This is a genomic window from Gordonia sp. (in: high G+C Gram-positive bacteria) (assembly GCF_047600385.1).
GTDB lineage: Bacteria > Actinomycetota > Actinomycetes > Mycobacteriales > Mycobacteriaceae > Gordonia.
In genome coordinates this window covers 2,384,021-2,401,721 of sequence record NZ_JASGKZ010000001.1, presented here as the reverse complement: position 1 = coordinate 2,401,721, position 17,701 = coordinate 2,384,021, and the positions used below count along the sequence as shown (strand labels likewise).

Annotated in this window: 22 protein-coding genes; 9 read left to right on the top strand and 13 right to left on the bottom strand. The window is 62.7% G+C overall.

Annotated features, from left to right (window positions below; all coding sequences use genetic code 11):
- Window position 1: 1 nt before the first annotated feature.
- Together QM809_RS10760 and QM809_RS10755 are read right to left on the bottom strand one after the other, a co-directional pair.
- Window positions 2-670 (bottom strand): RES family NAD+ phosphorylase, encoded by a 669-nt coding sequence (locus tag QM809_RS10760; RefSeq protein ID WP_415045772.1) that lies wholly within the window; start codon window positions 668-670, stop codon window positions 2-4.
- On the bottom strand, window positions 667-1,395 hold the full coding sequence (locus QM809_RS10755) for a hypothetical protein (protein WP_415045771.1): 729 nt from the start codon (window positions 1,393-1,395) through the stop codon (window positions 667-669). The genes QM809_RS10760 and QM809_RS10755 overlap by 4 nt, the downstream gene beginning before the upstream one ends.
- 358 nt (window positions 1,396-1,753) lie before the next feature.
- On the opposite strand from QM809_RS10755, the gene QM809_RS10750 reads away from it, so the two are divergent.
- Entirely contained in the window at window positions 1,754-2,227 is a 474-nt protein-coding gene (locus tag QM809_RS10750) for a hypothetical protein (protein ID WP_415045770.1), read from the top strand.
- 207 nt (window positions 2,228-2,434) lie between these two features.
- On the opposite strand, the gene QM809_RS10745 is transcribed toward QM809_RS10750, so the two are convergent.
- On the bottom strand, window positions 2,435-3,328 hold the full coding sequence (locus QM809_RS10745) for an NYN domain-containing protein (RefSeq protein ID WP_415045769.1): 894 nt from the start codon (window positions 3,326-3,328) through the stop codon (window positions 2,435-2,437).
- 273 nt (window positions 3,329-3,601) lie between these two features.
- On the opposite strand from QM809_RS10745, the gene QM809_RS10740 reads away from it, so the two are divergent.
- Together QM809_RS10740 and QM809_RS10735 are read left to right on the top strand one after the other, a co-directional pair.
- Window positions 3,602-3,829, top strand: coding sequence for a hypothetical protein (locus QM809_RS10740; RefSeq protein ID WP_415045768.1), 228 nt, complete (start codon window positions 3,602-3,604; stop codon window positions 3,827-3,829).
- Between the two features lie 289 nt (window positions 3,830-4,118).
- Entirely contained in the window at window positions 4,119-4,247 is a 129-nt protein-coding gene (locus tag QM809_RS10735; protein ID WP_415045767.1) for a hypothetical protein, read from the top strand.
- A gap of 19 nt (window positions 4,248-4,266) precedes the next feature.
- On the opposite strand, the gene QM809_RS10730 is transcribed toward QM809_RS10735, so the two are convergent.
- The 4 genes from QM809_RS10730 to QM809_RS10715 form a co-directional block, all read right to left on the bottom strand.
- Window positions 4,267-5,721, bottom strand: coding sequence for a metallophosphoesterase family protein (locus QM809_RS10730; protein ID WP_415045766.1), 1,455 nt, complete (start codon window positions 5,719-5,721; stop codon window positions 4,267-4,269).
- Window positions 5,718-6,518 carry a hypothetical protein gene (locus QM809_RS10725; protein WP_415045765.1) on the bottom strand — a complete coding sequence of 267 codons (801 nt, stop codon included), beginning with the start codon at window positions 6,516-6,518 and terminating at the stop codon, window positions 5,718-5,720. The genes QM809_RS10730 and QM809_RS10725 overlap by 4 nt, the downstream gene beginning before the upstream one ends.
- A 328-nt stretch (window positions 6,519-6,846) precedes the next feature.
- Window positions 6,847-8,229: a deoxyguanosinetriphosphate triphosphohydrolase gene (locus tag QM809_RS10720; RefSeq protein WP_415045764.1), complete on the bottom strand. Its 1,383-nt coding sequence runs from the start codon at window positions 8,227-8,229 to the stop codon at window positions 6,847-6,849.
- Between the two features lie 161 nt (window positions 8,230-8,390).
- The gene (locus QM809_RS10715; protein ID WP_415047058.1) at window positions 8,391-8,930 is read right to left on the bottom strand and encodes a cold-shock protein; all 540 of its coding nucleotides are present in this window, start codon (window positions 8,928-8,930) and stop codon (window positions 8,391-8,393) included.
- Between the two features lie 416 nt (window positions 8,931-9,346).
- Here QM809_RS10715 and QM809_RS10710 point away from each other — a divergent pair, with 416 nt between their 5' ends.
- Both QM809_RS10710 and QM809_RS10705 read left to right on the top strand, forming a co-directional pair.
- Window positions 9,347-10,042, top strand: a complete 696-nt coding sequence (locus QM809_RS10710; protein WP_415045763.1) for a hypothetical protein — start codon at window positions 9,347-9,349, stop codon at window positions 10,040-10,042.
- 85 nt (window positions 10,043-10,127) lie between these two features.
- Window positions 10,128-10,757 (top strand): Fic/DOC family protein, encoded by a 630-nt coding sequence (locus QM809_RS10705; RefSeq protein WP_415045762.1) that lies wholly within the window; start codon window positions 10,128-10,130, stop codon window positions 10,755-10,757.
- Between the two features lie 64 nt (window positions 10,758-10,821).
- Here the strand turns inward: QM809_RS10705 and QM809_RS10700 are convergent, their stop codons facing one another.
- Window positions 10,822-10,980: a hypothetical protein gene (locus QM809_RS10700; RefSeq protein WP_415045761.1), complete on the bottom strand. Its 159-nt coding sequence runs from the start codon at window positions 10,978-10,980 to the stop codon at window positions 10,822-10,824.
- Window positions 10,981-11,011: 31 nt separating this feature from the next.
- Entirely contained in the window at window positions 11,012-12,403 is a 1,392-nt protein-coding gene (locus QM809_RS10695; RefSeq protein WP_415045759.1) for a glycine--tRNA ligase, read from the bottom strand.
- 237 nt (window positions 12,404-12,640) lie between these two features.
- On the opposite strand from QM809_RS10695, the gene QM809_RS10690 reads away from it, so the two are divergent.
- The 4 genes from QM809_RS10690 to QM809_RS10675 all read left to right on the top strand — a co-directional run bounded on the left by QM809_RS10690 (window position 12,641) and on the right by QM809_RS10675 (window position 14,610).
- Window positions 12,641-13,018: a PH domain-containing protein gene (locus tag QM809_RS10690; protein WP_415045758.1), complete on the top strand. Its 378-nt coding sequence runs from the start codon at window positions 12,641-12,643 to the stop codon at window positions 13,016-13,018.
- An 82-nt stretch (window positions 13,019-13,100) separates the two neighbouring features.
- The gene (locus QM809_RS10685) at window positions 13,101-13,424 is read left to right on the top strand and encodes an ArsR/SmtB family transcription factor (protein ID WP_415045756.1); all 324 of its coding nucleotides are present in this window, start codon (window positions 13,101-13,103) and stop codon (window positions 13,422-13,424) included.
- Window positions 13,421-13,837 carry a Fur family transcriptional regulator gene (locus QM809_RS10680; RefSeq protein ID WP_415045755.1) on the top strand — a complete coding sequence of 139 codons (417 nt, stop codon included), beginning with the start codon at window positions 13,421-13,423 and terminating at the stop codon, window positions 13,835-13,837. Before QM809_RS10685 ends, QM809_RS10680 begins: the two co-directional genes overlap by 4 nt.
- 32 nt (window positions 13,838-13,869) lie before the next feature.
- Window positions 13,870-14,610, top strand: coding sequence for a Clp protease N-terminal domain-containing protein (locus QM809_RS10675; RefSeq protein WP_415045754.1), 741 nt, complete (start codon window positions 13,870-13,872; stop codon window positions 14,608-14,610).
- Here QM809_RS10675 and QM809_RS10670 read toward each other — a convergent pair.
- The 4 genes from QM809_RS10670 to QM809_RS10655 all read right to left on the bottom strand — a co-directional run bounded on the left by QM809_RS10670 (window position 14,598) and on the right by QM809_RS10655 (window position 17,683).
- A complete protein-coding gene (locus QM809_RS10670) occupies window positions 14,598-15,038 on the bottom strand; it encodes a hypothetical protein (RefSeq protein WP_415045753.1) in 441 nt (146 codons plus the stop codon). The genes QM809_RS10675 and QM809_RS10670 overlap by 13 nt on opposite strands.
- A 98-nt stretch (window positions 15,039-15,136) precedes the next feature.
- Complete coding sequence (locus tag QM809_RS10665; protein WP_415045752.1) at window positions 15,137-15,679, bottom strand: endonuclease domain-containing protein; 543 nt, start codon at window positions 15,677-15,679, stop codon at window positions 15,137-15,139.
- A gap of 626 nt (window positions 15,680-16,305) precedes the next feature.
- The gene (locus QM809_RS10660; protein ID WP_415045751.1) at window positions 16,306-16,809 is read right to left on the bottom strand and encodes a GNAT family N-acetyltransferase; all 504 of its coding nucleotides are present in this window, start codon (window positions 16,807-16,809) and stop codon (window positions 16,306-16,308) included.
- A gap of 70 nt (window positions 16,810-16,879) precedes the next feature.
- The gene (locus tag QM809_RS10655) at window positions 16,880-17,683 is read right to left on the bottom strand and encodes an isoprenyl transferase (RefSeq protein WP_415045750.1); all 804 of its coding nucleotides are present in this window, start codon (window positions 17,681-17,683) and stop codon (window positions 16,880-16,882) included.
- Between the last annotated feature and the right edge of the window lie 18 nt (window positions 17,684-17,701).

The following is a 17,701-nucleotide window of genomic DNA, read 5'->3' as shown; positions in this document are numbered from 1 at the left end:
GCTACCAGAGCAGGCCGAGCCCCACGCGTGCGGCGAAGGACTCCACCGCTGCCCGGAGCCCCATGTGGTCGAGCGGCATGTTCAGCGTCGGCCGCGTCGGGAACGCATCGGCCCCTCTCTCCCACAGTGCGATCGATCTCGACAGCGGCCGGTTCGACGTCGCATAGAACACTCCGTCCACGTCGTCGTAACGGTCGTAGACGGCACGAGCCCATTGCCGGGCGGCTTCACGCGGACCGCTCGTGATCGCGGCGTTCGCCCCGGCGACGGTGACCCATTCGCTGTCCGACAGGTCGAGCAACCGGAGCCGCCGTACCGGTGTGAACAGCGCGAAGTACGGCCGATCGGTCGACACGTCGACGATTCCGCGGTCCCGGAAGCATTCGAGCAACGCGGTCTCCACGGACGACATCCGATCCCCGCGCGCATCGTTCATCGACGGCGCCAGGTACAGCACGCCACGGACCGGATCCAGTGCGGCCGGCGGTTCCTGATGGTCGAAGCGTGACGTCGTCGGACCGAAATACCGGAAACCGTTCCAGGTCGCGGGGTATTCGCCGTCGGCGAAGTAGATCCGCCCGAGGGGTACGTCGACGTCGATCTCCCGAACGTACTCGTCATTCAGGGGCGGGAACCTCGACGGATCCGGGCCGGCCAGATGTTCGCTCACCGCGGATGACGGTGGAACGCGTATGCGGCGAGTTCGATGAGCGCTGCGGGGTCGTGTCCTTCGGCGAGCCAATCGACCGGAGAGACCGACTCGCCGTCGACGACGAGATCGACGTTCGGCCGCGTCATGAACACCTCGATCGCGACCGGCCGTGCGTCTTCGGGGAAGACCGGTGCGACACGGTCCCATCCGGGCAGTTCATGACCGGCGTCGTCGAACTGGAAACGCGGAAACAGCAGGGTCCGTCCCGATCTCAGGGCGAACAGCGTGCGGGCGGCGGCGCGCTGACGTACGCGCGACTCCCCGACACCGAGGAGTCGCGCGACGTCGGACGTCGGAAGGCTCGACTCTCGGATCGCCCGGGAACGCAACACCGTGGCGGTCGACGCGCGTTCGGTCAGCGGGGGCATCCGTTCGACGAACGACCCCGCCTCCCGTAGCGCCGACTCCTCTGCTTCCGACATCAGCGTCTCGGGCGGGCTCGTGGGAGTCTTCAGAACTGCTGCCACCAGGTCTTCGAGCAGGCTCGCGGCGTCCGCCCCGCCTGACTCCTCCAGGATGCGGAGGCTTCGGGTGATAGAGGCCAGTTCCTCCTCGGCTTCTGATCGCAGGGGCACCACCTCGTGCGACGACGCCGTGGCCTTCTTTCGACTGGTCAACGCGGCGAGCCGCGAGAGGCCCGCACTCCAGGCGCCGTCCTCTCTTCTCGGCAGGTTCACGCTCATCGAAGGCCTCCTACTATCGCTTATTAACGATGATAGTCATCGATAGTGAACATGTCGAGGGTCGGACTTCACCGCATGACTCCGCCGGACATATTCCGTGGTCGCGACCGGATCCACGGATCATCGGACCCTTGCGGCAGGAATCACCCGACACGACCCCGGGTACGATGTCGAAGCTCGCCCCGACGCCGGAACATGACATGATCCGGACATGAACGCTGACGACGAACCGATCGCGCCGCCGCCGCGCATGTCGGGTACCGAACCCGTTCACGCAGGCGGCGAGCCGGTCGGTCCGAGACTCAGCGACTTCTGGTCGTGGGCGTATTCCGATCTCCTCGGCAACGCGCTTCGCGGCGTGCTCGCGGAGTTCCTCGTCGGTACAGTGCTCGGGTGTATCCCGGACGACGAGACACGCCTCGAATGGGACGCCTACGACCTCCGGACCAGAGACGGTATCCGTGTCGAGGTGAAGTCGACGGCGCACCTGCAGTCGTGGGGCACGACGAAGCGCAGTTCGCTGAGGTTCGGCATCAATCCGACGCTGGCGTGGGACGCGAAGTCGAACACCTACGACACCGAGGTCAAACGTCAGGCCGACGTCTACGTCTTCTGCGAGCACCACGAGAGGAACAGGATCGATGCCGATCCACTCGACGTCGATCAGTGGACTTTCTACGTTCTCTCGGCCGACGTCCTGGACCGGCTGTTTCCCGGCCAGAAATCCATCGCGCTGCCCGTGGTCCAGCAGCATGCCGACCGCTGCGATTACCGTTCGCTGAAACGATCGGTCGAGCGCCTTGTGCCGAATAGCGAGCGAGACGGCCGCTGATGGCCGCGTCATCGTGTTCGCTTTCCGAACACGATGACGCGGTCGGCTGGTGGTCACCGGTGGGCGTCGTAGGTCTCCCAGAACACTTCGCGGAGCGAGTACCGCACCGACTCGGAGATGTCGTCGACGTCGAACACATCGGAGGCATTGATGAGCAGTGCGCGGTCGATGTCTCTGGGAATCGACGGGCGTGAGGCCAGGAGGTCTCTAAGGTCCTCCGGTGACGCGGCATTCGAGGAATGAACTGAGCACACGCTCACAGATGGCTTCGATGTTCTCGAGTTCGTCGTCGGTGTCGAAGTCGTAGCCCGGCATCACCTGGCCCTCCTGGCCGGTGGCCGAACTGTACGCGAGTGTCGCGGACGGCTGCGGGATCGGTGAGGGTTTGGGTCCGGGCTTCGGGATCGAACCCGGAGTCGGCCGGGGTGCCGGACCCGGCTTGGGGCCCGAGGTAGCAGGACCTGGTTTCGGCGGGCCCGGCCGGGCTGCGACTTCCGCAGGTGTGACGGTGGTCCGGGGGCCTGTTTCCTCGTCTTCGGTCTCCGGTGTCTTCCGCTCGACCTTGGTCACGGAGCCGTCGATCTTGACGCCGTCGACGATGTGCATCTCGTCGACCGCACGCAGCAGGTGCCGGCTGATTCCGTGGGCTCGACCCGCTGCATTCGGGATCGCCAACACCACCACCTGGACGCCGTGGATCTGTGCTTCTTCCACCGCCTCGGTGAGGTCGTCATCGCCGGAGACCAGGAAGATGACGTCGGCCGCCCCGTTCCGCGCCGAATTCACCAGGTCCAGGCCGATACGGAGGTCGACGCCCTTCTGCTCACCGCCGTAACCGAAGCGGCCGAGCCGCAGCTTCACCTTCGGCAGTTCACCGATCCGTTCCTGGCGCTGGTCCGGGACGCCGTTGTGCGCGGAGTCGTACCAGTGCACACGTAGGAGCGGGAGTCCGGAGAGCTCGGTCGCCATGTCCGCGAGCGTCTGGATCAGAGACGGATACTCGACGACGATGCCGCTCCGCAACGACGTCCCGGTAATCCTCGTGGCAGCTGCAGCGAGTAGATACCCGGCATCGATGTAGACGCAGGCGGTGGAGCGCATGGAAAGGACCTCTTCCAAAAGACCAAATCAGAATACGTTGAGGCTTATTCAGCGGAGAGGATCCCGAAATCTTAGATCTCTCCATATAGCGATAGTAAAGGGGCGGCGAACTCTCATATAGAATCGTTTCGCCAAAAACTGTCCCATAAAGATCAACGCCATCATACATACTACCACGAGAATGAACTGCCGCGATCTGGTAGAGATCGCCGCACTCGTCCATGAATCAGCGGTGAAAGCGGAGGAAAAACTGAGATACTCGATTCGCTGAGCTTGTTTACCGCACTGCAGATCGCGATCGTCTATCTGCGCCGGAATACTCGCCAGCTCGAGTTGGCCGAGCACTTCGGCTGTTCCCAACCGACGGTCTCCCGGGCGATCACGTTGACTCCGTGGACCGAGCGCGCCCCAGTCCGAGTACGTGCCGACCACCGAGGACCTCCCGGCCGGGGAGCACGTCATCGTCGATGTGACGCTACTCCCGTGCTAGTCCTAGGCTAATCACCGGGACTCGTATTCTGAGAAGCACAAGACTACAGGGATCAATGTGCAGGTCATCAGCGACCTGCACGGCCGACTCCAGTGGGTATCCGATCCAGTCCCGGGGTCCTGACACGACAGTTACGCCTCAAAGACAGTGGCGTCCTGGACGGGCTCGATCCCGCGACCCGGATGGGCGATAAATGCTATATCGGAAACGAGATGATCATCCCGGAACACAAACCCGCCGGCGAAAACCTGTACAACGACATCGAAGCGTGGAACAACCAGTATCAACGACATTCACTACATGATCGAACGAACCATCGCGAACCTGAAGACTTGGCGAATCTTCCACACCGACTACCGGCGCCCATTCGATACGATGAAAACCACGATCCCGGCAGTGCCGGAAATCAGCTTCTACCTGCAATTATGACCCCACTGAATAATCCTCACTATCTAGGAATAATAGTCGACCATAGAGAATGAGGATCAAGACCCTTCAAGTATCCAATGCATTCAATTCCAAGTCCACCTTCAGAGAAAGGCGAGTAGATACTAATCGTGTTTTTTCTATTTGCATCTGGAATGCGAATATCGGAAACACCCGCAGATCCAGCACCAAGAACTACAACGCGGGAATTGTAATTATTTTTTCGCGGCCCGCCTCGATCACACTCAGCGATACGGCCCACTTCCCCAATAAAAGGAAGGTGCTGGTGACCGTGCATAAAAGCTTCAACCCCATATCGTTGAGCTAATGACACCAACTGCCCAGCATTGATAGTCAAACTAATCGGCCTACCACCTTCTGGCGTATCTACCGTAGGGCCAGGAAGAACATGATGATGCAGAGTCACCGCAGACCAGACTCTCCCACGAACTGTCTTAGATCTCTCCCGGATTGTCTGGAACACAGGCTCACTTCGATCTGCCCCCACATATCCATAGTCCATAGTCTCGCGATGTCGTGGCCGCGAAGAGTTCACTGTTCCGATCAAGTAGTGATGCCCTTCACTGTCTCGCACATCATGCACACGCTCCAAAGGCACGTCTTTGGATGTGCCATAGATAAGCTTGAGTGATCTCCTAAATAGTGCCTCATTTCCGAAATCCTTAGGTTGCCCATCATCAAGACGGATATCATGATTTCCAGGAATTACAATTACAGCATTACTATTTAATTCTAGCTCACTTGACAACTTCTCCAGAAATAACTCTGCAGCAGCAAAACCCTCCTCTTCTCCTCTGGTTGTTAAATCTCCAGACACCACAAGACAGGCAGGACGTCGATCACCGAGTGCATTAATTATCGTCGGCAGCAACTCATTCGGAGGATATATGTCCTTCGGATTCGAAGGAAAATATCCATGGTCTGTACCAAAGTGCAAATCAGAAATATGAAGCACCCCAGACTGACCCGGTCTCGCATCTGCACTAAACACCGGAACCGCGGAATCTTCTAAAGTTCGGATGCCAGCTTTAACGAGAGTTGGCTCACCCGCCGGAACTGGGCCGAATTTCGATTCCCAGCGACTACGGTCAGTAGGCACGATTTGAGAGAATCGAAACCAGGCAACAAATGATTCACCCTTATAGTACGGAGGAACACCCGTTCTATCATCTGGCTCAACCAAAGGAATCGAACCAGATTCGTCTGGAATTGAGTAAATCACCCTGTCGCACTTCGCAATAGAGTATTCTTCATCACTGCGACATACCAACCCGATATCAACAGGACCTAGTTCTAGGCCACTTTCCAATCCCTGCAAAAGGTCCAATCGATAATCCTCGTGAGCTTTTTTCCACCAGGCCCACCAGACGTGACCATAACGATCAACTAAATCACTGTGAGCTTGCCGAGTATCATCTTTCTTAAAGTTTCCATAACGCAACACAATCACAATCACGACACCTCAATAAACTCGTCGTACAATTCTTTTATACGGCATTCAACTTCCGACCCATCATCAGATTTACGGGTAAGCAAGCTATGTAAAATATTCGAATTTGAAGATCTGGCAATCACATTTCTACTACTCCATATATTGGATTTTGCAACACGCGGATGTCGACGGCTAACCGAATCGACAGTCTCAATCCCGAAAATTTCTAGATCCTCACTCTCAAATTCTCCAACGAGGCCAGAGCGAACACCAATGAAATCATCGCGAATTCTGTACGTCCGCCAGCCATTCACGGACTCGCTGAATCCTGGACATCTCAATTTATTATTGTTTTTAACAATCAAAATGTCAGCAATTCGCCAGTTCGAACAAACCGAAGAAGACCCCACATCTAATGCGCACGCTTCAAACCGGGGGACAGAATACTCTACAGCACCGCGAAGGATTGAATAAGGACCAACTTCCGAAGCTAGTCTCTCCATGTTCCTGCGAAAATAAGGGGCATCAGGTCTAGTTAAATTACCCATCAAAGGAACAAGGATAGTCCCGCCCAGGGAAACCACCGAACTTGCATAGGAAAACCACTCTTGAACAGCACTCTCATACCACGGTGGATCTACCATCGCTGAATCAAATTCTCCCTCTAGATTAGCCTCATCGATAGGAGAGTTAATAAAATTAAGGTCATCATTAAGAGAAAACCGATCCTTCACCCATCTACTAGAGTCAACCAAGGTCCCCTCTTTTATGAATTCACCAACACTAGGAACCCCTAGCAACAACGGGCTCCTGCCCAGCATTTCTGCGCAATCTCTTGCAGACAACCTGGTAAAGTACCACTCCCCGTGAGCAGGTGACGGGAATGGCTTACGTAGATCATAGATGCTAGTCGCTACCGTAGGAAATAAGCTTGAAAAGTTTGAAATTAAACCAGGGAACGCCCCATCACACCGAGTGCAGAGATCTTCGAATGACGACACCCCGTCAGACTCGACTTCATAAACTCGTCGACGAACCCGATCAACAAATTCTGGAGGATTCCATAAATCCCGACGAATCTGATCCAACGACGCCAATTGCACCTTCCAGCCTTCCACATATATTAATTGACAACATAAATGAATAATACTACCCCAGATGCGCCTGCATTTCCGCACTTTTTTTATCAAAAGTTTCAAGACACCCCTCCGTCATCGACGCGATCTGATCGATCACCACCCGCATATGCTCCTGATCATTCTCCGCCGAATCCCACTCCGGAACCAGCAAAGGATCCAATCCACCCGGAGCCGTGTTCATCAACAACGTCGACACCCGAAAGATCCGGTCCCGCTGCCGATCCTGCTTCGCCCGATGCGGTCGATTCGAAAAGATGTACCGAAGCGCCACCGTCTTGAGAATAGCCACCTCCGACCCGATCTCCGGCGGAACAGAAAGATCGGCGTCGTAACGACGTAACGGCCGATTTCCCTCGGCAGCACGTGTCGCGGTGATCGCGGCGGAAGCGAAACGCCCGATCAACTCCGACGTCAACCGCTTGAGTGTCACCGACGAATCCAACGACCCGTCGAAGTCCCCCAACGCCCGGAAGATCTCCATCTCCGATAACCGCTGCGCGGCGTCGATCATCGCGTCGGCGTCGATCCCGTCGAAATACCGGACGGCGATCTCGGCGAGTTCGGTCCGATCAGCGGGAGACTCCAGCTGACGCAGATCGATGCGGCCGCTCACGACGCCGTCTTCGAGATCGTGTACCGAATAGGCGATGTCGTCGGACCAGTCCATCACCTGAGCTTCGAGACATCGTCGTCCCTCCGGCGCCCCCTCGCGGATCCATGCCAGCGCCGGCTCGTCCTCCACGTACGCGCCGTACTTGCTTCCCGGAGCTTTCCTGCTCCACGGGTACTTCATCGTCGCATCGAGCGACGCCCGGGTCAGGTTCAGACCGGCGCTCCGGCCGTCGGGGCCGATGATCTTCGGCTCCAGAAAAGTCAGGATCCGCAGATTCTGGGCGTTGCCCTCGAAACCGCCAGCCTCGCGCATCACCTCTTCCAGGGCGCGCTCACCGTTGTGCCCGTACGGAGGATGACCGATGTCGTGGGCGAGGCCGGCGAGCTCCACCAGATCCGGATCGCAGCCGAGGCCGATCGCGATACCGCGACCGATCTGGCCGACCTCCAATGAATGCGTCAACCGCGTGCGAGGAGTGTCGCCCTCGCGGGGACCGACGACCTGGGTCTTGTCGGCGAGTCGTCGTAGAGCGGCACTGTGCAACACGCGGGCACGGTCACGAGCGAACGCGCTCCGATGATCCGTCGTCGGGCTCGACCGCTCGACCTGTTTGGGCGCCTCACCGACCATGCGCGCGAGGTCATGGTCGTCGTACGTCGCGAGTGGTGGCTGGAGGTCTGTCGACACGTGACTCGCTTCTACTCGGGTGGGCGGCAATGAACACCACTGCGTTTCACCAGGCCTCGTCACGGAGTTCCTCGGCGAATCGACGAGCGACATTCACGCGCGTATTCGTTACATACTTTCCTACCCTGTTTTCACAGCGCCGACATGTCGAACCGCCTGTGCCACTTCGACGATTCATCCATACCGGGGAACGACGGAAGCCGCCGACAGGCAGCGCCCGTCGACGGCTTCCGAGGAAGTCAAGCCGATATGGATCAGTTGTTCCAGCCGCGGCTCGCGGCGAGATCCATCAGCTTGTTGCGGATCGAAGTGATCTGACGTGCGGTGATGTCCGGCGACGCGTCGATCAGGAGCTCGGTGAACTCGTTGAACAGCGGAGTGCCGGCATGCGGGGAACGACGCGGTCCGCGATCGCGGTCACGGTCGTCACGGCGGTCGAAGCCGCCCCGGCGATCATCGCGACGATCGAACCCACCGCGACGGTCATCGCGGCCACCCCGCCGGTCGTCACGACGATCGAAGCCGCCCCGGTTGTCGTCGCGACGCTGCGCGCGCTCGACGGCCGGCGACTCGCCCGCGGGAGCCTCCTCGGTCACCTTCAGGTTCGTGGCCTTGGCACCACGATCGGTCTCCTCGACGTCGAACTCGACCTTCGCACCCGGGCGCAGCTGGCCCTCGTCGATGCCCTGGACGTCGTTGACGTGCAGGAAGACGTCGTCCCCACCACTCTCACGCGAAAGGAAACCGAACCCCTTGTTCGGATCGAAATGCACGACCTTGCCGCTGACACTCACCACAGACTCACTCTCTCGCACCGTCGACCGACACGGACCCCTTGCCCGCGCGACGAAGAACGCTTGTGATCACTATGCCCTATTCTGCCTGTTCATAGGTAGTTCTCGACGCCCTCATCCGTGTTTTCCGTCAGAACACCGCGAACCAGACCGCGTCGACGGCGCCCGAACCGCCCCGATCCGCAGCCGGAGCGGGTCCGTGAGCGCGTCCCGCCGCGCATCGACCAGATCCACGACCTGCGACGGCGGATCGTCGGCCTCCGGTCCCCTGTCACCGGGGCTGAGCAGGGCTACCAGCGTCGGAAGAAGCGGGTGGCCTTCGCCCACCCCTCGGTCGACCCCGGACCTTCCTCGGATCCGGACGTCCTCGGGAAGACGATCGAGGAGATCAATCACGACGACGCTGCCCCGGTCCCGTGCGCGATCCGGATCAGTTCCTCGCCATCGGGGACACGGATCCCGTCATCACGCGGGTGGTGCCGTGGACACCGAACGTCCGCACGCCTTCGATTCCGCAGCAACCGTTCGACGTTCACCTGCCGCCGCTCGAACACCCGACACGGCTCGCGGTCGGCCTCTCCCCGGTACATCTGAACCGGACGACCGAGATCACGGCCGTCGGATTCGAACACTGCGGTGAAGTCGGATCGGACGGCGCCGAACCGCGATTGTCAGACCCCGGTGATCTACTGTCGGCACGCACCACAGGGTGTCCGCTCATCGATCGGGGGATCAACGATGACACGTCCGCCGCCGCGCTTCCAGCGGCTTCCACACAGCCTTCCGGCATGGCGTCCAACGACGTCGACAACCTTCATGACCTGCGGTTCTCCCGTACAATCGAACCAGATCTACCGGAAGGATCCGCACTCATGGCGACCGACCTCGAAACCACCTACGCGGACCTCCTCGACACGCTGCCGACCGACACCCGCCGCATTCTGCTCGGCTCGATCGGAAACGCGGTTCTCGAAGGATGGGAACCCACGCGGGAGGACATCGAACTTCAGGTGTTGGATGCCCGCGGCGAACTCAGCGACGAAGAGTTCGACCGACGAGCACGGGCCCTCGCGCAGCAGAAGAGCAGGCACCGGTCGCAAACCGCCAGTTGAGTCGGCACACGACCCGACTTCTCACATTCGGTACACATCACCGAACCGATTCAGGCCGTCCGCTTCCGGGGCTGGGAGGTGAATGATGGCCGACTCCGATTGGGAATCGACCTTCATTCCCGGCACGACGATCCTGGCCAACCGGCAAGGTTTCACCGACCCGGTCGAACTCCGTGAATACGAATACGCGTTGACAGCCCGGAAGCAACGGCACATCGAGCAGGGCCGGATCCGGATCTCACGAACCTACGGTCCCGCCCATCTCCGCTCGATCCACCGAGCACTGTTCGGCGACCTCTACGACTGGGCCGGCGAGATCCGGACCTACCCGATGAACAAGGGCATGACGTGGTTCGCCTCCCCGCGGGAGATCGGCGACTACCTCGATGCCGCCCGGCGCCTGGTTTACGGCACCGAATGGGAGGTCCTCGACCACGACGACTTCGCCGTCGCACTCGCCCGCATCTACGCGTACCTGAACACCGCTCACCCGTTCCGGGAGGGCAACGGCCGCGCGGCGAAGCTGTTCGTGAAACAGCTCGCCGACGACCACGCCCGCGACATCGACTACCTCCGTGTCGACGCCGAGCAGTGGAACAACGCCTCCGCCTACTCCGGGCCGGACCGAGGATCGTTCGAACCGGTCCCGGACACGCTGTTCCCCGTGTTCAGGCGGATCCTGGTACCGCTCGCCGACGACGACCGGCCGCCATGACGCCGGAACTCCTGACGGCAGTCACTCCCGCGACCGGGCCCCGCCACCAGACGACGCCGAGGCGCTACACCTTCCGTTGCCGGTACAGCCAGAACGCGAGGATCGCCAGCCACAGCGGCAGCACCACGGAGAGCATCTTCCACTGCTGCTCCGCCACCATCATGTAAGCGGCGATGAGCATCAGCGCACCGCTGAAGACCAGCACGAACTTGGGATTCAGCACCGGTGCTCCTGCGTTCAGACGGATACGACGATCAGGCGCCGACGAGTTTGCCCGCGAGGTACTCCACGACGCCGGACAGCGGGATGCGCTCCTGGCTCATGGTGTCACGCTCGCGGATGGTGACGGCGTCGTCGTCGAGCGTGTCGAAATCGACGGTCACGCAGAACGGCGTGCCGATCTCGTCCTGGCGGCGGTAACGCTTGCCGATGCCCTGGGCGTCGTCGAAGTCGATGGTCCAGTACTTGCGCAGTTCCTCGGCCAGGCCGCGGGCCTTCGGCGAGAGCTTCTCGTTACGCGAGAGCGGGAGCACGGCGACCTTGATCGGCGCGAGACGACGGTCCAGCTTGAGCACGGTGCGGGTGTCGGTGCCGCCCTTGGCGTTGGGCACCTGCTCCTCGGTGTACGCGTCGCAGAGGAACGCCATCATCGAGCGGCCGAGGCCGGCCGCGGGCTCGATCACGTAGGGGGTGTACTTCTCGCCGGAGGCCTGCTCGAAGTACACGAGGTCCTCGCCGGAGGCCTTGCTGTGCGTGGAGAGGTCGTAGTCGGTGCGGTTCGCGATGCCTTCGAGCTCGCCCCACGGGTTGCCGGAGAAACCGAACTTGTACTCGATGTCGGTGGTGCCCTTGGAGTAGTGCGAGAGCTTCTCCTGCGGGTGCACGAACAGGCGCAGGTTCTCCGGGTCGATGCCCAGATCGGTGTACCAGTCCTTGCGGGTGTTGATCCAGTACTCGTGCCACTGGTCGTCGTCGCCCGGCTTGACGAAGAACTCCATCTCCATCTGCTCGAACTCGCGGGTGCGGAAGATGAAGTTGCCCGGCGTGATCTCGTTGCGGAAGCTCTTGCCGATCTGCGCGATGCCGAACGGCGGCTTCTTGCGGGCGGTGGTCATCACGTTCTTGAAGTTGATGAAGATGCCCTGGGCGGTCTCCGGGCGCAGGTAGTGCAGGCCCTCGTCGTCGGCGACGGGGCCGAGGAAGGTCTTGAGCAGTCCGGAGAACTCACGCGGCTCGGTCCACTGCCCGCGGGCGCCGCAGTCCGGGCACACGACCTCGCTCATCGGCACGTCGTCCGGGTCGTCGAGGCCCTTCTTCTCCGCGTACGCCTCCTGCAGGTGATCCTGGCGGTGACGCTTGTGGCAGTTGGTGCATTCGACCAGCGGATCGCTGAACACCTCGACGTGTCCGGAGGCCTCCCACACCGCACGCGGCAGGATCACCGACGAGTCCAGGCCCACGACGTCGTCGCGCGAGGTGACCATGGCCCGCCACCACTGGTCCTTGATGTTGTTCTTCAACTCGACGCCGAGCGGTCCGTAATCCCACGCGGACCGCGTACCGCCGTAGATCTCACCGCACGGAAAAACCAGGCCCCGCCGCTTGGCGAGGTTGACGACGGCTTCGACTTTGGACTGCACGGCCACGGCTGACTGATCTCCAGGTTGAGAGGATGGGACTCACGATGACATGCACATATATGCGACGTGCCACGTGTCTTCCTACAGGGTATCCCCTCACGTTCGACGCCCCGCTGCCGCATCGACCCGCCCGCCGCCGGGACCGGGTCGACCGGGGACCCCGGCGCGTTCCCGTCCCTCGGTTGCCGTAGCCGATCGATACCGTCGCCCCACTCGACCCCACCACCTGATCCGGAGGAACCCATGGGATTCATGGACGGAATGATCGGCAACGCCGGCCGCATCGACCCGCAGAAGGCGCACCAGGAGAACGCGCGACTGCTCGGCCAGGGCGAACAGATCCACATCGCCTACCAGCTGGTTCGCGACCAGTTCCTGTTCACCAACCGTCGCCTCCTGCTGATCGACAAGCAGGGGTTCAGCGGCAAGAAGGTCGAGTACCACTCGATCCCCTACAAGTCGATCTCCCACTACGCGGTCGAGACCGCAGGCACCTTCGATCTCGATGCCGAATTGAAGATCTGGATCTCCGGCAACCCCGCGCCGATCGAGAAGCGGTTCAACAAACAGGTCGACATCTACGAGCTCCAGGCGGTTCTCACGCAGTTCATCACCGCCTGACACCGTCACACTCATGCGTGAATAGCCAAATGGCAACCAGTGCCGATAAGATCGGGGCGTCCCTTCCGAAAGGAATCCCCCGATGCCCCACGCCGACATCGCCGCCCCGCGTCCCGACGCCGCCGACACCACCGCCGCCAGCGACCTCCTCCGCGCCCTCGCCGCACCCGCGCGCGTCGCCATCGTGCTGTCACTCAAGGAACGCGCGATGTGCGTCCACGAACTCGTCGACGCGCTCCACCTCAACCAGCCGCAGGTCAGCCAGCACCTCAAAGTGCTCAAGAACTCCGGTGTCGTCGCGGGCAACCGCCGCGGCCGCGAGGTGGAGTACACCCTGGTCGACGACCACATCGCGCACATCGTCACCGACGCCCTGACACACGCGACGGAAGGGCGCCACGAATGACCCGCACCAAGCCGGTCACCGGCCAGCGCACCACCCGGCAGCGCTCCGCGATCGCCCAGATGCTCACCGAGACCGACGACTTCCTCTCGGCGCAGCAGCTCCACGAACAGCTCGTCGCCCGCGGCGACTCCATCGGCCTCACCACCGTCTACCGGAATCTGCAGGCGCTGGTCGACGCCGGCCAGGTCGACGCCATCTGGGACGGCTCCGGCGAGACCCGCTACCGCCACTGCTCCGACGGCCACCACCACCATCTGGTCTGCCGCGACTGCGGGACCACGGTGGAGATCCAGGCCGATCCCGTCGAGAAGTGGGCCGCGAAGGTCGCCGACGCGCACGGTTTCCGGGACATCGCGCACACGGTCGAGATCTTCGGCACCTGCGGCGCCTGCACATCGTCAACTCAGGGTTGACGAAATTCCATGCGTCAACCTAGGGTTGACGCATGGAAGAGAACACTCCCCTCACCCCGTCCGTCCGCCTCGACGACCTCATCAACGCCATCGAGAAGGTGCACGACGACCCCCTCCAGCAGCTCACCGACGCCATGCTGGCGGCCGACCACCTCGGCGACATCGCCGACCATCTGATCGGGCACTTCGTCGACAACGCACGACGCACCGGCGCGTCGTGGACCGAGATCGGCGCCAGCATGGGCGTCACCAAGCAGGCCGCGCAGAAACGCTTCACCCCGAAGGACCCCGGCACCGCGGGTGATCTCGACTCCATGCAGAGCTTCCGCTCCTTCACTCCCCGCGCCCGGAACGTCGTGACGGCCGCGCACAACGCCGCCAAGGCCGCGGACAACGACACCGTGACCCCCGCGCACATCGCCCTCGGGCTGCTCGACGACCCCGAATCCCTCGCCGTCGTGCTCCTCAAGGAGAGCGGCACGGATCTCACCGCGCTTCGGGACCGGTTGCTGTCGGGTCTGGCGGCGCCCGCCGCCGAGGCGCCCGAACTGATCCCGTACGACGCCGCCGCCCGCAAGGCGCTCGAGTTGACCTTCCGGCAGGCCCTCCGGCTGGGACACGACTACATCGGCACCGAGCACATCCTGCTCGCGCTGCTCGACGCCGAAGCCGGTTCCGGGCCGCTCGCCGACTCCGGAGTCGACGGCGCCGAGTTCGAGTCCGCTCTGGTCCGGCTCCTCGCGAGCATGCAGCCGACTCCTCAGGACGACTGACGCGCCGCGGTCACGACGACCGTGAAGCGGAGCGATCCGATTCCGCCGTTCACACCGGTCATCGTGACCTCGGTGGTGCCGGGGGCGACGGCCGTGACCCCGGGATCGAACTGCGCACCGCCCTCGTCCCGACCGGGCGTGAACGTCGCCACCCGTGGATCGGCGACCTCACCGCGATAGCTCGTGACCGGCAGATCCCCGGTGTCGATGTCGAGGACCCGACCCGCGGTGAGTTCCACGGTGGCGCCCTGCAGCGTGTTCGCCGTGACCGTGACGGGCCCGATCACCCCGAGACCGGGCGTGATCACCGTGCGTCCGCTCACCGCCGAGGTGTGCGGCGAGGACTCGTCGGCTCCGCCGCACGCGGTCAGGCCCGAGACGACGATCCCGGCGAGGATCCCGGACACCGTCCACCGGCACCGTCTCATCGCGGGCTCCTCATCGTGGTCGGACCGTCGTGACGTCCGGCGGCCGGGGCCGCACCGATCACCCGTACCGACCCGGTGACGGGCTGTCGTCGATCAGGTTACTCGCCGCGTTCGGCTGCCGCCTCGCGCTGCATCTCCGCCTCGGTCGCCGCCGCACGCAGACTGTCGGCGAGTGCGGTCCGTGCCCGCATGCTCCGCGCACGGTGCCGACCTTTATCGGTGATCGCCTTGATGTCCTGCAGCACCTCGTCCCATCCGTAGAGGACGTCGTCGTAGGTGAGCCGGAGTGTGATCCAGCCGCCGACCGCCGACTTGCGGTCTCGCGTGCGGTCCCGCTGGTAGGCCGCCGGGTCGGTGTGGTGCTGCATGCTGTCGCATTCGATCAGCAGCATCCCGATCCGAAGGTCCACGTGACCGACCCCGGCGATCACCGGCTGCGAGATCACGGCGAAACCGCGTGCTTTGAGGCGCACCCGCACGATGCTCTCCGTACCCGATTGCGACCTCGGGTCCGTCATCGCGAGCAGCCTCTTCAGCCTGCCGTCACCGCCGTGTCCCAGCAACGCGAGGAACTGGTCGGCGGTGATGCCGGCGGCGTTGAGGTAGCTGTCGCAGGTGGCGACCCAGTCCTCGGTCGACATGCACCTCGCCGCACAGGCCAGTGCCAACGGGATCGGGTCCACCGGGCCGTTCAGAGGATACGGACCTCCGACAGCCGAACACGACCGCTTGCCCGCGCCCTTGCGCCGGGTCCTCCGGACATGAGTTCCCGGGTAACCCGGCGGAACCCGGAGACCGTGCCATCGGAGTGCGGAGACACATGCCGCCGATCCACCGGACCGCACCGCGGCGGCGATGTCGGCGTCATGCGTGCGGAGAGCGAACCATCCGTTTCGCAACCGGATCAGATCTCCGCATGCGACGCTCTTCCGAATCTGTGCCGTGTCGTAGCCGAGGCTGAGAAGTCGTGCGCGGGGGTAGATGCCCGAATCCTTCGTCACCTCGTTTAGACGTGACGGCGCCCGGTCCGGTTCCACGACACGCCGGGCGATCACGACGGCCGGGGAACGGGCCTCGACCCGCCCGCCATCGCCGCGTTCCCCGGGTCGGCCCGGCCGACAGCGAGGAAGCGGTCAGGATGTACAGGAGAACAGGGGTGTCGCCGACTGTTCGTCGGCGAGACCCCCGGATCCGTGTACATCCTGACGAGCCCCCGAACGCATGCCCTCCGGCGGACCCCGTCTCCTGCGGCTTCCCGCGCGAACGGTCAGCCGACCCGCAGATCCTTCTCGAAGAAGTGGGTGGCGTACCCGTTGTCGTTGTAACGCTCCACCGGACGGTAACCGGCACCGCTGTACAGCGCGATCGCTTCGGTCAGCTCGCCGTTGGTGTCGAGGCGGACCCGCGTGTGGCCCATCTCCGCGGCCAACGCCTCCAGGTCTCGCAGCAGGCGGGCGCCCAAGCCCTGGCCGCGCCAGGAGCTGTGGACCCACATGCGCTTGATCTCGCCGACGCCGTCGCCGATCGTGTGCACGCCGCCGCATCCGACGGCCTCCCCCTCCGGACCGGAGGCCAGCAGGAACGCTCCGGCGGGAGACCGGAAGTCGTCTCCGTCCGCGGGGTTCGTCCCGTCGAAACCGGCCGGGAACCGCCGCGCCAGCTCACCGTAGTACTCGCTCACCGCGTACTGCGCGTCCGGCGATCCCGGATCGACCACTTCGACGATGATCGACTCGTCCTGCATCGGGACCTCGGCGGGTCTCCAGTCCATTGATTTCTCCTTCGTACTCGGTGATCTCGACTCCGCCCGACCGGTCGGACACCGGCGGGCGACGCAGCCGTCAGGCGCTTCCGAACCTGCGATCGCGCTTGGCGTACTCCAAACACGCGGCCCACAGGTCACGGCGATCGAAATCGGGGAACAGTTTCTCCTGGTAGACCATCTCGGCGTACGCGGACTGCCACAGCAGGAAGTTCGAGATGCGTTGTTCGCCGGACGGCCGCAGGAACAGGTCCACATCCGGCATGTCCGGCTCGTCCAGGTAGCGGGCGAAGCTCTCCTCGGTGATGCGATCCGGATCGATCTCGCCTGCGGCGGCCCGGCGCGCGAGGGCGCGTGCCGCGTCGGCGATCTCCGCACGACCGCCGTAGTTGACGCACATCACCAGGGTCATCACGTCGTTGTCCTTGGTGAGCTCCTCGGCCACTTCGAGCTCTTTGATCACGCTGCGCCACAGCCGGGGGCGTCGTCCGGCCCAGCGGACCCGCACGCCCATCTCGTTCATCTCGTCACGCCGGCGCCGGATCACATCCCGGTTGAAGCCCATCAGGAACTTCACCTCCTCGGGACTGCGCGACCAGTTCTCGGTGGAGAACGCGTACGCCGACAACCATTTGACGCCGATCTCGATGGACCCGCACACCGCATCCATCAGCACGGCTTCCCCGCGCTTGTGTCCTTCGGTGCGCGGCAGGCCGCGGTCCTGCGCCCACCGGCCGTTGCCGTCCATCACCAGTGCCACGTGGTTCGGCACGAACTCCGGCGGGATCGACGGCGGCACCGCACCGGACGGATGCGGATCCGGCGGGCGGATCGAGGTCGGCGTCGCGGCCGCAGGCTGCTGGCGGCGGGTGAGTCGTGCCATCGGGTCTGGCCTGGCCTT